This window comes from Bradyrhizobium sp. 63_E2_N1_3 (assembly GCF_052076005.1).
GTDB classification, from domain to species: domain Bacteria; phylum Pseudomonadota; class Alphaproteobacteria; order Rhizobiales; family Xanthobacteraceae; genus Bradyrhizobium; species Bradyrhizobium barranii.
This window is the reverse complement of record NZ_CP197235.1, coordinates 4,553,137-4,573,154: the sequence shown is the minus strand read 5'-3', so window position 1 is coordinate 4,573,154 and position 20,018 is coordinate 4,553,137. Positions and strand designations below refer to the sequence as shown.

The 20,018-nt window shown below is 63.6% G+C and carries 21 protein-coding genes, 1 tRNA gene and 2 pseudogenes; 17 read left to right on the top strand and 7 right to left on the bottom strand.

The window, feature by feature from the left end; all coding sequences use genetic code 11:
• The first annotated feature begins 89 nt into the window (after positions 1–89).
• From AB7531_RS21765 to AB7531_RS21755, 3 genes are all read left to right on the top strand, one after another.
• Positions 90–1,460: a hypothetical protein gene (locus AB7531_RS21765; protein ID WP_063983207.1), complete on the top strand. Its 1,371-nt coding sequence runs from the start codon at positions 90–92 to the stop codon at positions 1,458–1,460.
• A gap of 41 nt (positions 1,461–1,501) precedes the next feature.
• Positions 1,502–2,377, top strand: a complete 876-nt coding sequence (locus tag AB7531_RS21760) for a hypothetical protein (RefSeq protein ID WP_063983206.1) — start codon at positions 1,502–1,504, stop codon at positions 2,375–2,377.
• A 109-nt stretch (positions 2,378–2,486) separates the two neighbouring features.
• Positions 2,487–2,867: a hypothetical protein gene (locus AB7531_RS21755; RefSeq protein ID WP_028147889.1), complete on the top strand. Its 381-nt coding sequence runs from the start codon at positions 2,487–2,489 to the stop codon at positions 2,865–2,867.
• Here AB7531_RS21755 and AB7531_RS21750 read toward each other — a convergent pair.
• Entirely contained in the window at positions 2,827–4,491 is a 1,665-nt protein-coding gene (locus AB7531_RS21750; RefSeq protein WP_187387696.1) for a glycoside hydrolase family 17 protein, read from the bottom strand. The genes AB7531_RS21755 and AB7531_RS21750 overlap by 41 nt on opposite strands.
• Positions 4,492–4,713: 222 nt before the next feature.
• Here AB7531_RS21750 and AB7531_RS21745 point away from each other — a divergent pair, with 222 nt between their 5' ends.
• The 4 genes from AB7531_RS21745 (at position 4,714) to AB7531_RS21730 (ending at position 8,946) form a co-directional block, all read left to right on the top strand.
• Complete coding sequence (locus tag AB7531_RS21745) at positions 4,714–5,310, top strand: hypothetical protein (RefSeq protein WP_063983204.1); 597 nt, start codon at positions 4,714–4,716, stop codon at positions 5,308–5,310.
• A gap of 214 nt (positions 5,311–5,524) precedes the next feature.
• Entirely contained in the window at positions 5,525–8,194 is a 2,670-nt protein-coding gene (locus AB7531_RS21740; protein WP_063983203.1) for a glycosyltransferase, read from the top strand.
• A gap of 327 nt (positions 8,195–8,521) precedes the next feature.
• A tRNA-Lys gene (locus AB7531_RS21735) sits at positions 8,522–8,597 on the top strand.
• A 49-nt stretch (positions 8,598–8,646) separates the two neighbouring features.
• Positions 8,647–8,946 carry a hypothetical protein gene (locus AB7531_RS21730; protein WP_063983202.1) on the top strand — a complete coding sequence of 100 codons (300 nt, stop codon included), beginning with the start codon at positions 8,647–8,649 and terminating at the stop codon, positions 8,944–8,946.
• Positions 8,947–8,960: 14 nt separating this feature from the next.
• Here AB7531_RS21730 and AB7531_RS21725 read toward each other — a convergent pair whose 3' ends face one another.
• Positions 8,961–9,158 (bottom strand): hypothetical protein, encoded by a 198-nt coding sequence (locus tag AB7531_RS21725; protein WP_231142042.1) that lies wholly within the window; start codon positions 9,156–9,158, stop codon positions 8,961–8,963.
• Between the two features lie 164 nt (positions 9,159–9,322).
• Between AB7531_RS21725 and AB7531_RS21720 the strand changes: the two are divergent.
• From AB7531_RS21720 to AB7531_RS21695, 6 genes and pseudogenes are all read left to right on the top strand, one after another.
• Positions 9,323–9,475 (top strand): annotated as a pseudogene (locus AB7531_RS21720) (transposase); the annotation flags it as partial.
• On the top strand, positions 9,442–10,509 hold the full coding sequence (locus tag AB7531_RS21715) for an IS3 family transposase (RefSeq protein WP_231142186.1): 1,068 nt from the start codon (positions 9,442–9,444) through the stop codon (positions 10,507–10,509). The pseudogene AB7531_RS21720 and the gene AB7531_RS21715, both read left to right, overlap by 34 nt.
• A 42-nt stretch (positions 10,510–10,551) precedes the next feature.
• Positions 10,552–10,704: pseudogene (locus AB7531_RS21710) on the top strand (transposase); the annotation flags it as partial.
• Positions 10,671–11,738 carry an IS3 family transposase gene (locus AB7531_RS21705; protein ID WP_231142186.1) on the top strand — a complete coding sequence of 356 codons (1,068 nt, stop codon included), beginning with the start codon at positions 10,671–10,673 and terminating at the stop codon, positions 11,736–11,738. The pseudogene AB7531_RS21710 and the gene AB7531_RS21705, both read left to right, overlap by 34 nt.
• 438 nt (positions 11,739–12,176) lie before the next feature.
• Positions 12,177–12,449 carry a hypothetical protein gene (locus AB7531_RS21700; RefSeq protein WP_063983199.1) on the top strand — a complete coding sequence of 91 codons (273 nt, stop codon included), beginning with the start codon at positions 12,177–12,179 and terminating at the stop codon, positions 12,447–12,449.
• A 188-nt stretch (positions 12,450–12,637) separates the two neighbouring features.
• Complete coding sequence (locus tag AB7531_RS21695) at positions 12,638–12,925, top strand: hypothetical protein (RefSeq protein WP_063983198.1); 288 nt, start codon at positions 12,638–12,640, stop codon at positions 12,923–12,925.
• Positions 12,926–13,911: 986 nt separating this feature from the next.
• Here the strand turns inward: AB7531_RS21695 and AB7531_RS21690 are convergent.
• Positions 13,912–14,580 carry a hypothetical protein gene (locus AB7531_RS21690; RefSeq protein WP_063983196.1) on the bottom strand — a complete coding sequence of 223 codons (669 nt, stop codon included), beginning with the start codon at positions 14,578–14,580 and terminating at the stop codon, positions 13,912–13,914.
• A gap of 271 nt (positions 14,581–14,851) precedes the next feature.
• On the opposite strand from AB7531_RS21690, the gene AB7531_RS21685 reads away from it, so the two are divergent.
• Positions 14,852–15,022 (top strand): hypothetical protein, encoded by a 171-nt coding sequence (locus AB7531_RS21685; protein ID WP_166096634.1) that lies wholly within the window; start codon positions 14,852–14,854, stop codon positions 15,020–15,022.
• A gap of 87 nt (positions 15,023–15,109) precedes the next feature.
• On the opposite strand, the gene AB7531_RS21680 is transcribed toward AB7531_RS21685, so the two are convergent.
• Entirely contained in the window at positions 15,110–15,478 is a 369-nt protein-coding gene (locus AB7531_RS21680; protein WP_187387694.1) for a hypothetical protein, read from the bottom strand.
• A gap of 217 nt (positions 15,479–15,695) precedes the next feature.
• Between AB7531_RS21680 and AB7531_RS21675 the strand changes: the two genes are divergently transcribed.
• From AB7531_RS21675 to AB7531_RS21665, 3 genes are all read left to right on the top strand, one after another.
• A complete protein-coding gene (locus AB7531_RS21675; RefSeq protein WP_167541702.1) occupies positions 15,696–15,866 on the top strand; it encodes a hypothetical protein in 171 nt (56 codons plus the stop codon).
• 670 nt (positions 15,867–16,536) lie between these two features.
• The gene (locus tag AB7531_RS21670) at positions 16,537–16,779 is read left to right on the top strand and encodes a hypothetical protein (protein WP_028152129.1); all 243 of its coding nucleotides are present in this window, start codon (positions 16,537–16,539) and stop codon (positions 16,777–16,779) included.
• Between the two features lie 201 nt (positions 16,780–16,980).
• Positions 16,981–17,223, top strand: coding sequence for a hypothetical protein (locus AB7531_RS21665; RefSeq protein ID WP_063983193.1), 243 nt, complete (start codon positions 16,981–16,983; stop codon positions 17,221–17,223).
• 137 nt (positions 17,224–17,360) lie between these two features.
• On the opposite strand, the gene AB7531_RS21660 is transcribed toward AB7531_RS21665, so the two are convergent.
• From AB7531_RS21660 to AB7531_RS21650, 3 genes are all read right to left on the bottom strand, one after another.
• Positions 17,361–17,753 (bottom strand): NUDIX hydrolase, encoded by a 393-nt coding sequence (locus tag AB7531_RS21660; RefSeq protein ID WP_028152127.1) that lies wholly within the window; start codon positions 17,751–17,753, stop codon positions 17,361–17,363.
• A 97-nt stretch (positions 17,754–17,850) separates the two neighbouring features.
• Complete coding sequence (locus tag AB7531_RS21655) at positions 17,851–18,936, bottom strand: AI-2E family transporter (RefSeq protein WP_063983192.1); 1,086 nt, start codon at positions 18,934–18,936, stop codon at positions 17,851–17,853.
• A 190-nt stretch (positions 18,937–19,126) separates the two neighbouring features.
• Positions 19,127–19,852, bottom strand: coding sequence for an outer membrane protein (locus AB7531_RS21650; RefSeq protein WP_063983191.1), 726 nt, complete (start codon positions 19,850–19,852; stop codon positions 19,127–19,129).
• Positions 19,853–20,018: the final 166 nt, after the last annotated feature.

The window sequence follows — 20,018 nt, the reverse complement described above, 5'->3', positions numbered from 1 at the left end:
ACGCCCGGAATTCAAGTGCGACGGGGTTTTCCTGTTAATGTTCCCTGATTGATTCGGGGAAGCAGTTCGGGGCTGGGCACTTAACGTTCATGGCAAAGGATTCCGACCCACTGGCGGACGCCTTCGGGGCCAAGGAGACCGGCGGGCTGTTCTCCGGACTTCTGGCCGAGGAAAGCGCGGTCGACCGCAGCACGATGTGGCGGCTGGGCGCGTGGGGCGTGGTTGCCGTCGGCGCCGTCGTGATGGCCGTGATGGCCAATCAGGCCCAGCTCGGCTGGCGCCGTGACCAGGTTGCGTCGGCCGATCTGTCGCGCCAGGCCGACCGGCTCCAGATGCTGACCAAGGAGAGCCAGAACGAGGCCCGCCGCCTCGCCTCCGCCATCGAGACGCTGAACACCGATCGTGACCGGCTCTATTCGCGCGTCACCGTGCTCGAGCAAGGGATGGATTCCGTCACCGGCGCCATCGCCAAGCAGAGCGCGAAGCCGCAGGACGCGCCGGCGCCTGACACCCAGCCCGCGGCGCCGACCGTCGCGCCGGTCGCCTCGACGCCGGCTCCCCCAAGTGACAAGCCGCGCGCGGCAGCCGCGAAGGACCAGGCGAAGGAGCCGACAAAAGACGCCCTGAAGGAGGCCGCAAAGGATCAGTTGATCCCGCCGCCGCAGAACGCCGCCATGGCCTCGCTGGTATCGCAGTCGCCGCTGACAACGTCGGCACTGCCCATGCTTCCGCTGGTGCCATCCAAGTCGATCATGGCGCCACCCGATCCCGCCGCATCGAAGCTGACGCAGCCCGAGACGACGGAGAAGGCCGCCGAGAAGAAGCCCGAACAGGCGCCCGCCCCGACCGAGGTCGCCGCGGCGCCAGCCAAGCCGCCGGAGACGGCCGAGAGCGAGGCCCCTGCAATCGCGGTCCAGCAGACGCGCTTCGCCATCGACCTTGGCGGCGCCAACTCGCTCGACGGCCTGCGCGCGCTCTGGCGCGGCCTGACCAAGTCCAATCCCGAGATCGCGGCGCTGCGGCCGATCATCATGATCAAGGAAGGCAATGCCGGCCTCGGCATGCAGCTCCGCTTGGGGGCCGGCCCGCTGATCAATGCCGCCGCCGCCGCAAAGCTCTGCGCGGGCCTCGCCGAGAACGACCGCCATTGCGAGACCACCGTGTTCGACGGCCAGCGGCTGTCGATGCGCGGCGGATCGGAGAAGGGACAAGAGAAGACTCAGGACCGGGTTCAGGAGAAGAACGCGGACAAGAACCAGGACTCCGTCCCGCAAGCCGAGACTGCGCCGGCGCCCGCTCCGGCCGCCAAACCGGAGAAGCGCCGCCGCAGCTACTCCTCAAAACGCTCGTCGAAGCGCGAGGAGCCCGCGCCTGCCCCCGCGCCTCAGCCGCCGGCCGCACCGGCGAAGCCGGAGACGGCCTCGACGGGATCGACGCTGTCGTCGTTCTTCAGGCGGTAGGAACGCTCAAATAACAAGCATCAACGCAGGGGTGATCGACAATGGTTGATGCTGGAATCCGAGCGCGCGTTGTTCGTTTCCTGAACGGAGACTTTGTGCCGGAGGATCTGGCGCGTATTTTTCTATTTGCCAGAGATCGCTGCGATGGAAGAGAACCTGTTCAGGAAATCGGCGACTTCGTCGCTCATAAGGCCGAACGCAACAAAGGGATAGTTACTCGGGAAGTGCGCGATTGGGCTCTGATCGCCTTCTTCATGTCTTTCTTCAATAGACACCCGCCTGGGGCCAATCCGTACATCACGAACAGATCACTGCCATCCCAGTTCGTGCCTTGGCTGCACGCGACCCTCAGACGCGCTCCGCCGCGCCTCCGAAAATTCCCGATGGCGAAGGCAAAAAAGCTAGTCGAGACGATCGAACAAAAGATCGTCCGCACTAACTTCGGAACGATAAGCGTGGAACGGCTCAACGCGGAAGAGCTGGATTATATTGACAAATTGACGAGTAGCTTTGTCGTCCGGCCTGCATTTACGTCTGATCGACTGTTCACCGATCTGAAGGCAACCCTGAGAAGCAGCGGAGTGCTCGAACCCAAGGAAAGCAACGCTTTCGATCAACAAAAGCGCCTGACTGAGCTCTTCGCGGTAACGCTCATGCACGGTTGCGCTGTCGATCTAGGAGACGGCTTGAACACGACTCTGATGGCATCCGATCCAATAAATGGCGGCCCAATCAGCGTTGATGCCGGAATTCCAGTGCCCAATCCAGGGGGAGTCCCACTGGCCATCGCGACGGCGATGTACAAGACTGAGCTTTCGCCTCAGGGCAATATGGAGGAGGACCTGATTAACGCACCACAACCTTGGGCATTCGAGCTGGAATTGAGGCCCAATGGTCTCCTGTGTCGCTTGGGTTAGCCACAGCGCGCGCGAGCTCGGTCTCATCGCCTAATTGGCGATTATGCAATGGGCAGAAATATCCACCTCGCCTGTTGCCCCCTCCCGTCATCCCGACCATATTGCGCCCATGACAAAAAAGCCCTTCCGCCTCACGCCCTACCAGGTGCAGTTCCTGATCGTCGTCGGCTTCGTGTCCGTCGGCTACGCGATCTATCTGCGCTATCTCGGCATCGAGAACTCGACCGTTGGCCTCGCCTGTGACGCCGGCCTGCAGACTCTAATCTGCAAGGCGCGCACAGTCTCGACGGTGCTGTTCAAGAATTCGGTGTTCGGCATCGTCGCGCTGGTGGTTGCGACGCTGAACCTCATGCGGCCGTCGATCGTGCTGCTGACCGTCGGCATCGTCGCCGCCGGCCTCGGCATCGTGCTCTACAATGTCGTGCTGTCGGGCCTTGCGATCGGCCTGTTCATTCTTGGATTTGCTCGGCCCGCGCCCGCCACAGCGTGAACGCGAACAGCAAGTAGATCGCGCAGGTCCACAGCGACTGCCAGTTCTCGCGGCCCTCGTTGAACAGCACATAGGCGGCCGCCAGCGTGAGCAGGCCCGCGAATACCGATTCCGCAATCGGACGCTGGCCGATCTGCGGCCGGTTCAGCATCAGCACCGCGAACGGCACCACCGCCATCGTCAGCGAGGCGTAGGGGAAGTCGTGGTAGCGCGAGTCGAACACGAAGGCGAGCGCGGTCTGCGCCGCGATCACCGCGGTCACCGCCAGCGTCAGGCCGAGCACGGCGGTGAGCTTCGACCATTTGCGGCCCTCGCGCGGGCCGAGCAGATCGAGGAAGGTCGGAAGGCTGCGGCCGATCACCATCGCCTGCGCGCAGAAGATCGGCGACAGGATGCCGGCCAGAAGCAGCGCGCCCCAGTGCAGCCAGCCGCCGATGCCGTAGCTCTCATAATACATCTTGTCGACGCCGATCCCGAGCAGGGTGCCCGCTGACGTCGCCGAGATCGCGACGCCGAGCCAGGCCGAGAAGCGCGGCGTCCACGGCCGCCTGCGCAGCGTGAGGCCGGCGACCGCGAACACCAGCACGCAGAGGCCCATGCCGGCGCCCATGTACCATTTCCAGTACGGGAAATTGCTGATCGGCTGGCCCGGCGGATATTTCAGGTTCCGGCGCACCGAGTCGTACAGGCCCCAATAGCCGCCGACGGTGCCTTCCAGCTTGCGCTTCCAGGGCTGGTCATAGGACTCGATCAGATTGACGCGAAACTTGTTCGCTTTCGCCAGGCCCAGGATTTCCGAGACGACGCGCGCCTGGTTGGTGCGCGACGGCAGCGCGCCCTCGCGCATGCGCCCTTCGCTGGGCCAGCCGGTCTCGCCGATCAGGATTTCCTTGCCGGGGAACGCGACCGCCATGCGCTCGCGGATCGCCTCGACATGGCTCGCTGCGAACTTCGCCTTCACCGGAACATCCTCCCAATAAGGCAGGATGTGGATCGTGACGAAGTCGACGGCGTCATAGACCTCGCGATTCCTGAGCCAGAACTCCCAGACGTCGGCATAGGTGACGGGCACGCTGACCTGCGCCTTCACCGAGCGGATGATGGAGACGAGGTCCGCCGTCGTCATCTCGCCGCGCAGCAGCACCTCGTTGCCGACGATGACGCTGGTGATGATGCCGGGGAATTCCTTGGAAAGGCGGACGGCGAGCGCGGCCTGCTCAAAATTCTTGGCGCGGTTGCTGGAGAGCCAGATGCCCTGGAGCACCTTCAGCCCGCCGACCTTGGCGGCGATCGCCGGCACCTGGTCGAGCCCGTTCTCCATCGAATAGGTGCGGACGCAGTCGGTGATCTCCTTGAGCTGGCGCAAATCCTGCTCGATCTGGTCGGCCTCGATATGGGTCCACGCGTTCAGCGGCGACTGTTCCCCGCGGAACGGCGCATACGAGACGCATTGGACCTTGTCGGCCGGGTCGATCGGGGCGCGCGCGAGCGTGATTGGCGTGGCCAGCCACCACCACACGGCAGCAATCGCACCCAGTGAAACGAGCAGAAGCGCCAGTGGCGTACGAAGAGAAATCGGTTCCGTCCTCCGCGAGGTGCCGTCGATTACCTGCTCACGCGCCATCTGCCAAGGGGTGTGTCCGGGATGGATCCTTCCCTCCCCCGAGGAATTTACCTGCGGCCGTTCGACAGAGGCCTAGGATCGTGACTTTGCTGGACAAAATTTCAAATTCAGGTCATGGACTCGGCAGGACTTTGCCGCCGCATTGGGGACCCATTTGGACGCCATCACCGGCGAGTCCGCGAGGTCCTGGCGCGGGCGGTCAGCTGATATATTGGGGAATTCATGCGGCAACGGGTGTTCGAGTTACGAAATGCGGTCCTGCGGCAGTTCGCCGCCACCTTGGCCGTCTCCTCCCTGGTCGTGATGGTCGGTCTCGGTGGCGCCTCCGCCCAGAGCGGCACGCCCGCCCCGGACCAGGGCAAGGCAACCACCCAGCCCGCCGATGCCGCCGCCAAGGACGCCGCCCAGAACCAGCGCCGCACCGACGAGTTCGCCGAAGCAGCCCAGGTCATCAACGGCCCGGCCGGCAACCCCGAATGCGTCTGGCTCGGCCGGCGCGTGGTGCGGCTGATGTGGCGCGACGACCTCGATACCGCGTTCCGCCATCTCGACCTCTACGACCGCTTCGGCTGCCCCGGCGGCCACATCCAGGCCGCCTTCCGCTGCCTGACCCGCTTTGGCGGCCAGATCGATCCCAAGGTCGCCGAGACCCTGGACAGCCGCGTGCACGCCTGCTGGATCAACCCGGCATCCCAGCCGCAGCAGGCGTCAGCCAGCGCCTCCCAGCCGGCGGCGCCAGCCACGGGCAATTCGCAGGCCCCGCAGCCGGCCGCGAGCCCCGCGCCTGCGGCAAGCCCGACACCGGCGCCCTCGAAATAGCCGCGATCGTTTCAGCCGCCGTTCAGGAACGATCGGCGATAGAAGCGGTTGGCACTGCCGCACATTCCGAAACTGTCATGCCCTCATACGGTCATGAGGCCATGACAGTTGTGAAACCGCGCGGCAGAGGTATGCTCCATTTGCCGCGGACTCGGTCGGATCTCGGGGTCGGATCCGCTTCCCTGCCACCTCAGCCCCTTTTGGTTTAGCCGCGATGCGCGTTGTCGCCGCCGTTCTGTTGCTTGTGTCCGTGCTTCACGCCGGCATCTGGGGAGTCCTGCGCGACAAGGAACCCGCGCCCGACTTCAAGGGCCTGCTGCCCAGCGTCTCCTACGCCCCGTTCGAAGGCGCGGCGCACCCCGACATCGACAACATCCCCACCGTCGAGAAAATCCGCGCCGACCTGAAGACGCTGTCGACGATGACGCGCGCGATCCGTCTCTATTCGTCCACCGGCGGCGTCGAGCTGGTGCCGCCGATCGCGGCAGAGTTCGGCCTCAAGGTCACCGTCGGCGCCTGGATCGACAAGGACAAGGATCGCAACGAGCGCGAGATCAAGGCCGCCATCGAACTCGCCCGCAAGAACAGCAACGTCGTCGGCGTCGTGGTCGGCAACGAGGTGATCTACCGCGGCGAGCAGAAGGTCGAAGACCTCATCGACATGATCAAGAAGGTGAAGGGCTCGGTCCGCGTGCCCGTCACGACCGGCGAGATCTGGAACATCTGGCGCGACAATCCCGACCTTGCCTCCAACGTCGACTTCATCGCCGCCCACGTGCTGCCCTATTGGGAAAACTTCCGCTCGGACCAGGCGGTCGACCAGGCCGTCGACCGCTATAACCTGCTGCGCAATCTGTTCCCGGGCAAGCGCATCGTGATCGCCGAATTCGGCTGGCCGAGCCAGGGCTACAACCTGCGCAACGCCGACCCCGGTCCGTTCCAGCAGGCGCTGACCCTGCGCAACTTCGTCAGCCGCGCCGAAGCCATCGGCATGGAATACAACATCGTCGAAGCCATCGATCAGCCCTGGAAATATTTCGAGGGCGGCGTCGGTCCGTACTGGGGCATCCTGAACGCCAGCCGCGAGCCGAAATTCGCCTGGACCGGACCGGTCGAGAATCCCGACTACTGGAAGCTGATGGGAATTGCGCTGCTGGTCGGCATCCTCCTGTCGCTGCCGATCCTGCGGCTGGAGCAGCCGACCGCCAGGCAGGCGTTCCTGCTGTCGGCGACCGCCAACGGCGTCGGCGCCTGGGCCGCGACCGTGTTCGCGTTCTGGAACGACCACTATTTCATCTTCGGCTCGGCCTTCGCGCTCACGCTCGGCATGATCCTGCTTGTTCCCCTTGTCCTCATCGCGATGGCGCGCGTCGACGAGATCGCGGCGGTGGCCTTGGGCCGGCCGCCGCAGCGGCTGCTCTCCAAGAGCAAGCCGGTCGAGAACGTTCCCGAGAATTACTACCCGAAGGTCTCGATCCACATCCCCGCTTATTTCGAGCCGGTCGAGATGCTGAAGCAGACGCTCGATGCGCTGTCGCGGCTGAACTATCCGAACTACGAATGCGTCGTCATCATCAACAACACGCCCGATCCCGCCTTCTGGCAGCCGATCCAGGACCATTGCCGCGCGCTCGGTGAACGCTTCAAGTTCATCAACGCCGAGAAGGTGCAGGGCTTCAAGGCCGGCGCGCTACGCATCGCGATGGACCGCACCGCTGTCGATGCCGAGATCATCGGCATCCTCGATGCCGACTATGTCGTCGATCCCGACTGGCTGAAGGACCTCGTGCCTGCTTTCGCCGACCCGCGCGTCGGCCTCGTGCAGGCGCCGCAGGAGCATCGCGACGGCGACCTGTCGATCATGCACTACATCATGAACGGCGAATATGCCGGCTTCTTCGACATCGGCATGGTCCAGCGCAACGAAGCCAACGCCATCATCGTGCACGGCACGATGTGCCTGATCCGCCGCGCCGCGATGGACATGGCCGGCGGCTGGTCGTCCGACACGATCTGCGAGGACAGCGATCTCGGCCTCGCGATCCAGCAACTCGGCTGGACCACCCACTACACCAATCATCGCTACGGCCAGGGCTTGCTGCCCGACACCTACGAGGCCTTCAAGAAGCAGCGTCACCGCTGGGCCTATGGCGGCCTCCAGATCGTGAAGAAGCACTGGCGGAACTTCCTGCCCGGCCGCAGCCGGCTGACGCCCGATCAGAAGCGCGAATATGGCTTGGGCTGGCTGAACTGGCTCGGCGCCGAGAGCCTCGGCGTGGTGGTGGCGCTGCTCAACCTCATCTGGGTGCCGATCGTCGCCTTCGCCGACATCGCCATCCCCGACAAGATCCTGACGCTACCGATCATCGGCGCCTTCATCGTCTCGCTCGCACACTTCCTGTCGATGTACCGCGCGCGCGTCGCGATCAAACCCGGCCAGATGATGGGCGCGATGATCGCCGCGATGAGCGTGCAATGGACGGTGTCGCGCGCGGTCGCACAAGGTCTCATCACCGAGCACATCGCGTTCGCGCGCACCTCCAAGGGCGGCCTGTCCAGGATGTCGATCGAATTCCAGGCGTTCTGGGAGGCCGTGATCGGCACCCTGCTGGTGATCGGCGCCGGCGTGCTGATCGCCTCCAACAGCTATCGCCAGATCACCGAGATCTACATCTTCGCCGGCGTCCTGGTGCTGCAAAGCCTGCCGTTCCTGGCCGCGGTCGCGATCGCGATCCTCGAGCTCAGCCGCATCAACTCGTTCCAGTTCTGGCGCGACAGCGCGATCCGCACCGCCGAGCTGATCGGCCTGCGCCCCGTGGCCCTGCCGACCCCCGCCGGCACGCCGCAGCCGGTGCCGAGCGAGGTCCGGCGGGAAGCGAACTGACGAACGAACGGCCTCTCGGCGCGGGTGAAACCTCCGCGCCGGCAAGCCACCGGCGCTGTTCGGCGTGGATAGCGGGCCGCCAATCGAGTTAAAAATTCTGGTCTAAGCGGCGGAAAGCGCGAGCGAATCCCCGCCTCCGCCAAGAGTTTGGGCCGCCACTCGCGCTATTGACCTCAGCGCCCCGTCCCCCTACACAGCGCGGGCCGAAAGCATGATCCGGAAACAGCCGGTTTTTCCCCGCGACGCCAGTTGAGGCAGCGGCAAGACATGCTTCTCGAATGTCCGAAGACGATGGCGATCGATCTTGAAAGCCATCAGCGGCCATGGGAGCGCGTAGCTCAGCCGGTAGAGCACGTGACTTTTAATCACGGGGTCCTGGGTTCGAGCCCCAGCGCGCTCACCAAGCCGAAACAATAACTTGAGCGAAATCACAAGCCGACCGAAAAAGCCGTGTGTGGGCACTGTGTTGGCAAATTGATTGCCGATCTGAGCGTCGAGGATGCAGCGCGGCAATTGCTCGCGATCGCCATGAGGCCGGCGCGCTCAAGCGGCAGCACGCCCTCCCCGTCCGCCAGATCCGGGCACATGCGCTCCATGCGCGCGAAAGAGCCCCACTAGGGCCGGCGCAACACCCCAAGCAGGTCGGCGACATCGATCACATCAAGGTCTTCGCGACGGTGGGCGCCGCGGAACGATGGTTTGAGGAGAACGACCCGGAGGGCGTCGCCTTCGAATACGATGTGATCGAGTGATGTGGAGCGGATAATTAGCGCCACACCGTTGGTGGGTTCAAGGCCTCGCGACCCGCTGCTTTCAACGCGTCGGTCGAGAACTGCCCATGTGCCACGGCATCGAGCAGCTTCGAAGCAACGTACGCTCTGGCGCCCGTCTCGCTTACAGGAATATTTTCGCAAACTTCATCGAGCACCGCCCTGAGCAGCGCAGTCATTTCAGCATCAAACACGCCGAACTCCCGAAATTGAGAGGATACTGAACGCTGCACAAGCGGAATATATTCGCTTTGACCTGCCCCTGCCGATTTCCTCCAGTTGAAGTTAGAGTCCGTGACCTGCCCCTGCCGATTTCCTCCAGTTGAAGTTAGAGTCCGGCCTTCTGAAGGACGGACAGATGAAGCGAGCCAGGTTTACGGAAGAGCAGATTATTGGCGTGCTGCGTGAGCATGAGGCGGGTGCGAAGGCTGCCGATTTGGCGCGGAAGCATGGCGTCTCTGAAGCGACGCTGTACAATTGGAAGGCGAAGTTCGGCGGTCTGGACGTCTCCGATGCCAAGCGGTTGCGGCAACTCGAGGACGAGAACGCCAAGCTGAAGAAGCTGCTGGCCGAGCAGATGCTGGATGCTGCAGCGCTACGCGAGCTTTTGTCAAAAAAATGGTAGGGCCCGTCGCCAAGCGCGAAGCCGTCGCGCACCTGCAGGCCGTCATGGGTCTGGCGGAGCGGCGGGCCTGCGGCATCGTCGGCGCTGACCGCAAGATGGTTCGGTACCGATCGTGCCGACCGCCGGACACCGAACTACGCGGCCACTTGCGCGAGCTTGCTAATGCCCGTCGGCGGTTCGGCTACCGCCGGCTGTTCGTGCTGCTTCGCCAGCAGGGCGAGCCGTCCGGGCGGAACCGGATCTACCGTCTGTATCGAGAGGAAGGCCTCAGCGTGCGCAAGCGCCGGGCCCGCCGCCGCGCCGTGGGCACCCGAGCGCCGATACTGGTCGAGGCTCGGCCGAACGCCCGGTGGTCGCTGGATTTTGTCCACGACCAGTTCGCCAGCGGCCGTCGCTTCCGGGTCCTGAATATCGTCGATGACGTGACCCGGGAATGTCTGGCGGCCATCCCCGACACCTCGATCCAGGGGCGGCGGGTGGCACGCGAACTGACGGCGCTGATCAATCAGCGCGGCAAGCCGGGCATGATCGTCTCCGACAACGGCACCGAGTTCACCTGCAATGCCATGCTGGCCTGGTCGGAGGAGAACAAGATCGACTGGCACTTCATTGCGCCGGGCAAGCCGATGCAGAACGGCTTCTGTGAAAGCTTCAACGGCCGGATGCGGGACGAGCTTCTCAACGAAACCTTGTTCTTCGGCCTCGATCACGCCCGCGCCAAGATTGCGGATTGGGTCGGCGACTACAACGGCCAACGCCCGCATTCCTCGCTCGGCTATCTGACCCCTGCGGCCTATGCCGCCTACCTCACCGCAACGTGCGATCGGCTGCGCAACCCCGACCAGCTCCGCCGATCGCACGTTGCTCACACCGCGCCAAACGGCGTAACATCCGCCGAGACTCTAACCGCTACTGGGTGAAACTTCAGGGGCAGGTCATCCGGCCTTCTGAAGGACGGACAGATGAAGCGAGCCAGGTTTACGGAAGAGCAGATTATTGGCGTGCTGCGTGAGCATGAGGCGGGTGCGAAGGCTGCCGATTTGGCGCGGAAGCATGGCGTCTCTGAAGCGACGCTGTACAATTGGAAGGCGAAGTTCGGCGGTCTGGACGTCTCCGATGCCAAGCGGTTGCGGCAACTCGAGGACGAGAACGCCAAGCTGAAGAAGCTGCTGGCCGAGCAGATGCTGGATGCTGCAGCGCTACGCGAGCTTTTGTCAAAAAAATGGTAGGGCCCGTCGCCAAGCGCGAAGCCGTCGCGCACCTGCAGGCCGTCATGGGTCTGGCGGAGCGGCGGGCCTGCGGCATCGTCGGCGCTGACCGCAAGATGGTTCGGTACCGATCGTGCCGACCGCCGGACACCGAACTACGCGGCCACTTGCGCGAGCTTGCTAATGCCCGTCGGCGGTTCGGCTACCGCCGGCTGTTCGTGCTGCTTCGCCAGCAGGGCGAGCCGTCCGGGCGGAACCGGATCTACCGTCTGTATCGAGAGGAAGGCCTCAGCGTGCGCAAGCGCCGGGCCCGCCGCCGCGCCGTGGGCACCCGAGCGCCGATACTGGTCGAGGCTCGGCCGAACGCCCGGTGGTCGCTGGATTTTGTCCACGACCAGTTCGCCAGCGGCCGTCGCTTCCGGGTCCTGAATATCGTCGATGACGTGACCCGGGAATGTCTGGCGGCCATCCCCGACACCTCGATCCAGGGGCGGCGGGTGGCACGCGAACTGACGGCGCTGATCAATCAGCGCGGCAAGCCGGGCATGATCGTCTCCGACAACGGCACCGAGTTCACCTGCAATGCCATGCTGGCCTGGTCGGAGGAGAACAAGATCGACTGGCACTTCATTGCGCCGGGCAAGCCGATGCAGAACGGCTTCTGTGAAAGCTTCAACGGCCGGATGCGGGACGAGCTTCTCAACGAAACCTTGTTCTTCGGCCTCGATCACGCCCGCGCCAAGATTGCGGATTGGGTCGGCGACTACAACGGCCAACGCCCGCATTCCTCGCTCGGCTATCTGACCCCTGCGGCCTATGCCGCCTACCTCACCGCAACGTGCGATCGGCTGCGCAACCCCGACCAGCTCCGCCGATCGCACGTTGCTCACACCGCGCCAAACGGCGTAACATCCGCCGAGACTCTAACCGCTACTGGGTGAAACTTCAGGGGCAGGTCAGCTTGGCAGCGTTCGTCGCGTATTCCGGTCTGGGCTCTGAAATCCCAGCGCCTTCCAAATTGGCACCTGTCTGTCAAAGTAATGTGACAGCTTCCTCGGCCACATCAACAGGAGTTTGCAGGGCCTGCCAAGGCCCGCCAGCGTGAACCGGCAGCCTGAAACCTTCCCAGGTTTCGTACGTAAAATCTCTATCCGAGGTTTTTGTTAGTTCCCATCTCGGGGCTGGAAATGAACACCGCCGCCGGGACAATGTATTAGAGCCCGGCGGCGTATTTGTTGGTGCCTGAACCGGCGCGCGCCTCGAGCGGCGGCTTCCACCTGAATTTGTAGGGCAGATTTTTTTCTAACCTGAGTTAGTTTTTTCTATGCCCAGCGTCGACTACCCCAATTTTTCTGCGCGTAGAGCAAGGGGTCGACCGGGTGGTTCAACAACTGGGACTGGAGGATTGGGCCTGGCAAATCGCCGCCGACGTGTATCGCTTGAATCTGTATAGCCGACTCACCGGACGAGCGGCCCCGGGAGATGCCGTTTCAGACGAACAGCTTGCCAGAGCAATCCGCGAAAGCTTCACTCAAACGAACGACGGCGCCTATCGAGAAATGGTTGAGTTAGCGACCGATGCCGCTTTATCGGCCTACGATCGTGTCGTCTCACGCAATGTCAAACAGGCGCGCGCTCAACTAGCGAACTAACGGCTCGTCGGCGGATGATGACTAGCCTGCCCCGCAAGAGAACCCCGCCGACCTTGTGAGCCGGCGGGCTTATCTCTACCGCTTCAACCGGCGGCGATGCGTCATCAGCCGTTACCGGACGCCACTCCGATGCATTGATGCCGCAATCGGCGCGATGTTATGCTAGTCGCAGAACCGGGAGTTTCTCGATGCGCAAAATCGCCGCCGCTGTCATGTTTGCCCTGATCGGACAAACCGCATTGGCTCAGGACCATGTTCCAATGTACGGCGAGTCCAAGGACAAGACGGAGGCCGAGAAGGCGGACGACATTCGGGCCGAGCGCGCCTATCAACGCTCCCTCGGCAATGTTCCCAACCAGAAGGCAGTCGATCCGTGGGGAACTGCCCGCGGCGACGAAGCGAAGAAGCCGGCCACGCCGGCCAAACCGGTAGTGAAACATTCGTCCAAGGCCAAGAGCGGCAGCCCCCCCAACTAGCGAATTCTAAGGGGGGCCGCCAGCGCGAACCGGCGGGTCAGCGCTTCGCTGCGTTGCCAGCTAATTCCATCGCGAGATCTAGGGCTGCGATTCCAATTTGGTCGGTCGGACGGGATCTGCAGCGCTGTAAAGTCACCGCCTCCAACAATCGCCTCTATCATAGAGCGACGGCCGGCGAGGCTACCATCGAGCATCCAGCCAAAGCTTATGCCGTGGCGACGGCAATAGCCGGCCAATTCTTGTGAAGCGCAGAAGCCTGGTGCGTGCGGAGCCGGCTCCTGAGCGCGGTGGCCAAGGGCTACGAGTGTTGGTCCACGGGTCTGCAACCTTGGGGAAAACGCTCCCTAGGTCAGTCGGGCTGCATTTTCCGAATCAACCAGATGTGCGCGCGTTCGCGCGTGATCTTGCCGGGGGTGTGTGTGAGCCAGTTTCTGTCCGTGCTGCTATTGCTGACGACACTAACGCTGACGGTGTGTTTCGGCGTGGCTGCCTGGCGCCAGTCGGCCGGCAGAGATACCGATATTACAGCCACCATTTCACATCGGGAAACCGGCTGGAGGTCCGAACGGAGCAACTGAGACCTTGCGCTCGCTCTTGCGAGAGAGTTTTGAAGTCACCGTTGGCGCGCGCCAGTTCGATTGCGATGCCCCCGGGCTTGATCTCGAAAATGCATCGGGGCGCAGCGGCCCCTAAGTCGAGCGGCCCCTCACGGATAACGTCTCGGTGAATGAAACCGTTCGCCGCATCACGCGAAGCACTCAGGAAACAATCCGGGTCCAGTGTCTCGTCACCCACGAGGGGATCTCAAAATGATTATTCTCAAGGTCTCTGCTGTTGTTCTTGGCGCTGGCATCCTTTTCACGATGTACTCAGGGGAGCTAAGCGCAGACGTCGTGCTTGCCATCGTGTCCTGCTTGGCATGACAAGAAGACCGGCCAACGTGAACTCGAGGGCCAGTAATGCCAACTGCTTCGCTTGAACTATCTTCAGCTTTCCGGAGCCGACGTCGCAGCCGGCACACTCAGCGGCGCTCCCCCAACTGAAACCGGCCCGACAGACTTCGACTGCCGAACCATCCGCTTCCGCATCGCTGCCGACAGTCCATAGCGCGCGTTCGCTTTTCGGATCGAGGACGTGACGTCCGACATCATTGCATTCTGCAGCGTGTCGACCTTCGCGATGAGCGTGGACAGCTGTGAAGATATCTTCCTCACATCCACCCGTTCGTCCGTGATGCTCTGTCGCAGAGACAGCAGCACCATTGAATCCTGCTGCAGCAGGGCTGCATTTTGCTGCAAGGCGTGGTTGTTCTCCTGCAGCGAAGCCGTGTGTTGCTGCTGGGCCGACTGAATGTCCTTCAAGGCAGCGACAACCGGATCCGCCTTTGGCGCGGAAGCTTCCCGGCGCGGAAGCAGTTCAGCCAGACTGCTGAGATTCGGCGACGAAAGATCAGCCGGCCATGTATAGATCGCCGCCGCACCATTGATAGCCAAGGCACACACCGACAGTGCCAGGACCGATTTCCGGCTGGACCGCTTGGCCGGTGCCGGAGCTTCCGGGGCTGCGGGCTCGAGTGCTGCGACTGCGAGCGCGAGCGCCGCGGGGTCGAGTTGTTCGACGAGGCCTTGCGCCTCGGATGTCGTGGTCATGTCCATTGACCTCAAATGAGCGAGCAACAGGAAGCCGACGCCGGAACGTCCTCGCGACGGCTCCTCTACGCAGCACCCACCTACAACTGCCTAAAATTGTGGGCATTTTGGATTAATTCCACGTTAGCGACATGGCCGCCTGGCAGGCCTGGCCGCCCCGGCCGATTACGGGGGGCGAAGGGACGGAATGAGTCACGCGGCAGCCTGCTTCGAAGCACCAAAGCCGAGAGACAAGGCCCCCGAAAGGTGTAAGATTCACGGGAACCGGAGGAACGGCATGTTTGAAATCAGCGGTTTCGACACGGCAGGCGTCGTCAGCCTCAAGCGGCTGTCACTCGCGGCCGCCCTCAAGAAGGCCCGAGAGCTTGTCGAAGACGGGTGCTGGGACGTTCAGATCGTTGATCCGACGGGGCGCGTACACACCTCGTTTGAGGAGCAGGCCGCTTAGTCGTGGCGCTGGGCCGGCTCCGCGGCTAGCTCATCAAGAGCACACTGATCGAGAGCAAACTCGGCCGTGCGCCTGACGGCCCGTCTCTCAGTACCGCCGATAGTAATTCTCTGGCCGGTCCTGGAATTGTAGTGGAACCGTGCCGTTGGGGTAGCAGACACCGTCGCGGATATCGACGTCAGCGCCGTGGCCGCATGGCACCGGACGCCGGCGCATTCCATAGTAAGGCCGCGGGCCCTGATAGTATCCCTGCAGCGCCGCCTGGTCTTCGGGACGGAGATAGCCGTTGGGATAGCACATCCCGTCGCGGGCGCTCTGATCCCAATGATCACCGCACGGCGGCGGATGTCTCGGCACGCCGCGATACTGCACCTCGAGCGGGCGTTCGACAGCTGACGCCGGCGCCGTTGCACCGCCATGAAGAGCAAGGATTGTCGCATTAGTGGTGATCAACATCGAAGCGGTCCTCCAAGGCAGCAAGATAGACAACCCCTCTGAATGACGCCTGAACGAGACGGGAGCGCCACGACCATCAGGGTCGGCCGATGGCACGATGGCGGCCACCGCGCTGCACTGGACACTGCAGCTGCCTGCAGTTCCAAGGGCCTTGCCACAAAAGCCGGGAGACAACGCCCTCGAAAGGTGTAAGATTCAGGAAAACCGGAGGAACGGCATGTTTGAAATCAGCGGTTTCGACACGGCAGGCGTCGTCAGCCTCAAGCGGCTGTCACTCGCGGCCGCCCTCAAGAAGGCCCGAGAGCTCGTCGAAGACGGCTGCTGGGACGTTCAGATCGTCGATCCGGCCGGGCAGGTCTACACCTCGTTTGAGGAGCAAGCCGCTTAGCCGCCCCGCCCTTCGGCACTTTTCAGAAAGCACCCGTCCGGTCCGATCACGCTTCGCGAGCGGTGATCGTGATCGAAATGAAACCCCAGCGCCTGGTAGGGAGCGCTGGGGCGTTTTCAAAATATCAATCGGTAAAAGCAATGAGGCCTTCATAGCACCGGTCTCGAAGCGCGAGTGTGAACTGGTTCACACGGCTCCGCCGATCTTCGCGTACCGCGTCCGGGTGTGGCTATCCGCCTCGGCCGACGTTGGACGAGGCATCATTGAGCCAGCGCGCCGTTGCTTCATCGCTCCAGCCGGGGACCGCGAAGCGCACGCGAGGATTCACTTCCGTGCCGAAACGATCAACCGGAGGATGGCGTGTCGCAGGATTGTGCGCACGAGCGTGGTGCGCGGCGTCCGCAGACGTACACAAGACGATCAGGAGGCCCAGGGCCAAAACAACACGCATCGTATCGGCTCCAATCGAGTCCGTTCCCGCTCATGTAATACGCCGACCGACCCACCGCGATCTGACGCGGCTTCACAGCTAGGAGAGCGAAGCGCGAACGCGACGTTCTTGCGATCGAGCGGACCGCCGCTCAACTCCCGCGCGCCGCACCGTTGCCAACCAATTCGTTTGGGAGCACGCTCTCTCCAGGCGCTTAAGACGCCGCACAGGGAGAACCACATGAAGGAACCGGGCCTGGACGGCCGCCATCGGGACAAGGATGGCGCGATCAGCAAGAAGCACGGCAACACGCTGGTCGGTACGTTGCGGAAGATCTACGGAAAGGCATTTGCGGCCGGTTATCCCGATGCGACCCCGCTCAGCGAGGTCTTGCATCAATTGAACGAGACCTCGCTGAGCCAGTTGCGTCGCGATCACGACACCGGGCATCTCGGGCACAAGATCGACCACGCCTCGAAGTGAATGGACTTCGCTTGGCCGATTTCGCTTGGCCGACTTCACTTACCCCACTTCACTTGGCCGACGTCAGGTCGTCGAAACCGACTCCGCCGACAGCCTCTCGGACGCAGCTTGGACAGGCTGCGCGATCGGTCGCCTCGCCGTACTTGCCGTTTGAGCCCTCGCTACCCTCGCGCTAGCATGAGCCCTTTTACGGAGGCTCATTTGAAGCAGTTCATTATCATCATCGCCGCCATCGCGCTCGCCGTGACTGCTCCCGCCCGCGCGCAGGCGCTGGTCGATCCCAACAAGGTTGCCCCCGAATATCGCGAGGCGGCCGAGAAGCGCCGGGCCGAGCAGATGCGGCAACGCGAATGCGCACTGAAGGCGGATCTCGACAAGGTGCTGCCCAGGGATCGCACCGTCTATCTCAACCACTGCCTGGACACGCTGGCGGTCAAGCAATAGCGGCTGGCTGGGGCCGTCTCGATCAGACCACGACCGTAGGCCGACCTGACCGCACGATCATCTGTCGATTTCGGGCTCGTGTTGTGGACCAGCGGGCGATTTGTCGCACCGGCGCCGCGAAGACGCGGCCCCCCTCCTCACTGGCGCCGCGGCTTGCTCGGAAACAGCCGATCGCGGATGTAGCGCGAGGTCGGCGTCAGGCGGATGCCGCGCGGCTTCTGCCAGGCGGCCCGGTCGATCTCCTTCTTGTCGCCGATCTCGAGCCTGCCCTTGGCACCCTTGGCGATGAAGATCGCGTCGCTCATCTTGCGACCGGAGCGCTTATTCCTGGCCGTCACTTCCTTCCACAGGCTGATCCGGCCGAGCTTCAGCTTGGGCAGCTCCTCCTTGATCTCCCGCCGCAGGCAGTCCTTGTCGGACTCGCGCGAACGCTTGCGGCCGCCCGGGAACATCCACAGGCCGTCCGACCGCCGTCTGACCAACAATACCTTGCCGCGTTTTGCGGCAACCAGCTTGGAAGACTTCGCCATTACTGCCGTAGATCGAAAACAGAATCGCCCTATCGTAACTTGTCTAGTTGAATAGACAAGTTCGTGGGGCGCTTTGACCACAGCCCGTGCGAGCAGCTCAGCTTTCGCTCGCCGCCGCCCGGTCCTCGGTCCTGATCCAGGCCATCATCAACTCCCAGGCCACCGACAGGATGATCGGCCCGATGAACAGGCCGACGATCCCGTGGGCGAGCGTGCCGCCGATCACGCCGACGAAGATCACGATGGTCGGCGTGGTGAGGCCGCGCCCCATCACCAGCGGCTTCAACATGGTGTCGATGAAGCCGACGAGGACGAGAAACACCGTGAGCAGCAGCGCCGTGGTGACGTCCTTGGCGGTCCAGATCCAGATGATCACCGGCAGGATCACCAGGAACGCGCCGATCTGCACGATCGAGAGCAGGAGCACGATGAAGGCGAGCAGGCCGGCGCTCGGCACGGCTGCCATCTTGAAGCCGATGCCGGCGAGCAGCGCCTGCACGATGGCGACGCCGATCACGCCTTGCGCCACGGCGCGGATGGTGGCGCCCCCAAGCTCGAGAAAATGCTCGCTCTGCTCGGGCACGATGCGAAACAGGAAGCCGCGCCCGGCCGCAACCAGCCGCGGCCCATGCGGAAACAGGAAGCCGGCGACGAACACCGAGACCAGAAACTGGAGCGTGCCGAGGCTCGCATCGCCCGCAAGCGACAACAGGGGTCCCGCCAGCGGCTGGAGATAGGGCGCGACCTCGCGCAGCACCGCACGGATGTTGTTGTAAGCCTGATCCCAGAGATCGTAGAGCCAAGGGCCGACCACCGGCCACGACTTGAGCTGCTCCGGCGCCGACTGCAGCGCGAGATCGCCGGTGCCGAGCTGCTTCGCCAGTTCGCGCGCACCGTCCACCGCGCTGAGGCCGAGCCAGGTCGCCGGGCCAATGACGATGCCGAGCGTGATCAGGGTGAGGATCGCGGCCGCGGTCTTCGGGCGGCCGCCGAGGATCTTGGCGACCCAGCTGAAGGCCGGATAGAACGCGACCGCGAGCACGGCGCTCCAGGCCAGGATCGGCACGAACGGGCGGATGATCAGGAAGGTCCAGATGATCAGCAGGCCAAGCAGGCCGACCCGGATCAGGAGCTGGATGATGTCCTCTCCCGTCAGGAGCTGACGGAGACTTTTCACGGGCACGCCTTTCCTTGCGGCATTGACGCGGGTTCCGGCACTTGCGCGGCAAAGCGTTATTGCCAGCCGCGCATCCGGCGTCAAGACGACCGGGCCCGCGGCGGCGCAAGGGATCGGACCGCTGCGCCGCCCGGCGCGGCATCAGCTGTCGCCGAACGGGTTGGTCCAGTCGGCCAAGCGGTGGCGCTCCGTCCGCTCAGAAGTGGTAGTTCACGCCCACCGTGCCGGTCTGGATGTTCAGCTTCACGTTGGCTGGAGTCGCCACCAGATTGCCTGTCGTCACCGGCTGCTCGGTGATCGTGCCGAAGCCCATATAGTTGTACTCGGCCCGCACCGACCAGTTCGGCACGAACATCCACTCGATGCCGCCGCCGGCAAGCCAGCCGGTGCGATTGAAGCTGCCCGAGGCGGAACCGGCGAGCGGGCCGGCAAGGCCGTTGTTGACGCTATACTTGTCGCGGGTGAAGGCCGCGCCACCCTTGGCGTAGAGCAGCACGCGGTCGAAGGCGACGCCGAAACGGCCGGCGACCGTGGCGATGTAGTCGTTCTTCAGCGACAGGTTGAAGCCGGCACCGCCACCGAACGGGCCGCCGGCATTGAGTGTGACGCTGGACCAGGCGCCGGTGCCTTCGAGGCCGATCACGAAATTGCTGATCTGGTAGTTGCCGCCGATCTGGCCCCCGACGATGCCGCCGCTGGCCGTGGCCGAGCTCCAGGTCGCTGTCGGATCGGTCGGGTCGATGCCGGTCCATTTGCTCCAGGCGCCGCCGCCATGCGCGCCGATGTAGAAGCCGGTCCAGCTGAAGATCTGGGCCGGCACGATCGGCGCCTTCACCACCGGCGCAGGTTCGATGATGTCGGCCGCAAAGGCCGGAGTTGCCAGCGACAACAGCGCAGCTGTAAAAATCAGTTTCTTGCTCATGATCCCACCCCCAATGACTTTTGCCCTGCTCGACCAGGGCGATGGGGTGAAATCTAGCTGTCCGATCAAGGGGGCGCTTGGACCGACCGGCGGCGCGATTTGGACTGACGGGCGCTCGTCGCAAGCTTAACCGGCTCCACTGGGGGGCCAGGCCTTCGCGCGGGAT

Excerpts from the sequence above, each read along its gene's own strand:
- AB7531_RS21765 (WP_063983207.1), top strand. The coding sequence starts at position 90 with ATGGCAAAGGATTCCGACCCACTGGCGGACGCCTTCGGGGCCAAGGAG.
- AB7531_RS21760 (WP_063983206.1), top strand. The coding sequence starts at position 1,502 with ATGGTTGATGCTGGAATCCGAGCGCGCGTTGTTCGTTTCCTGAACGGA.
- AB7531_RS21755 (WP_028147889.1), top strand. The coding sequence starts at position 2,487 with ATGACAAAAAAGCCCTTCCGCCTCACGCCCTACCAGGTGCAGTTCCTG.
- AB7531_RS21750 (WP_187387696.1), bottom strand. The coding sequence starts at position 4,491 with ATGGCGCGTGAGCAGGTAATCGACGGCACCTCGCGGAGGACGGAACCG.
- AB7531_RS21745 (WP_063983204.1), top strand. The coding sequence starts at position 4,714 with ATGCGGCAACGGGTGTTCGAGTTACGAAATGCGGTCCTGCGGCAGTTC.
- AB7531_RS21740 (WP_063983203.1), top strand. The coding sequence starts at position 5,525 with ATGCGCGTTGTCGCCGCCGTTCTGTTGCTTGTGTCCGTGCTTCACGCC.
- AB7531_RS21695 (WP_063983198.1), top strand. The coding sequence starts at position 12,638 with ATGCGCAAAATCGCCGCCGCTGTCATGTTTGCCCTGATCGGACAAACC.
- AB7531_RS21690 (WP_063983196.1), bottom strand. The coding sequence starts at position 14,580 with ATGGACATGACCACGACATCCGAGGCGCAAGGCCTCGTCGAACAACTC.
- AB7531_RS21685 (WP_166096634.1), top strand. The coding sequence starts at position 14,852 with ATGTTTGAAATCAGCGGTTTCGACACGGCAGGCGTCGTCAGCCTCAAG.
- AB7531_RS21680 (WP_187387694.1), bottom strand. The coding sequence starts at position 15,478 with ATGTTGATCACCACTAATGCGACAATCCTTGCTCTTCATGGCGGTGCA.
- AB7531_RS21675 (WP_167541702.1), top strand. The coding sequence starts at position 15,696 with ATGTTTGAAATCAGCGGTTTCGACACGGCAGGCGTCGTCAGCCTCAAG.
- AB7531_RS21670 (WP_028152129.1), top strand. The coding sequence starts at position 16,537 with ATGAAGGAACCGGGCCTGGACGGCCGCCATCGGGACAAGGATGGCGCG.
- AB7531_RS21660 (WP_028152127.1), bottom strand. The coding sequence starts at position 17,753 with ATGGCGAAGTCTTCCAAGCTGGTTGCCGCAAAACGCGGCAAGGTATTG.
- AB7531_RS21650 (WP_063983191.1), bottom strand. The coding sequence starts at position 19,852 with ATGAGCAAGAAACTGATTTTTACAGCTGCGCTGTTGTCGCTGGCAACT.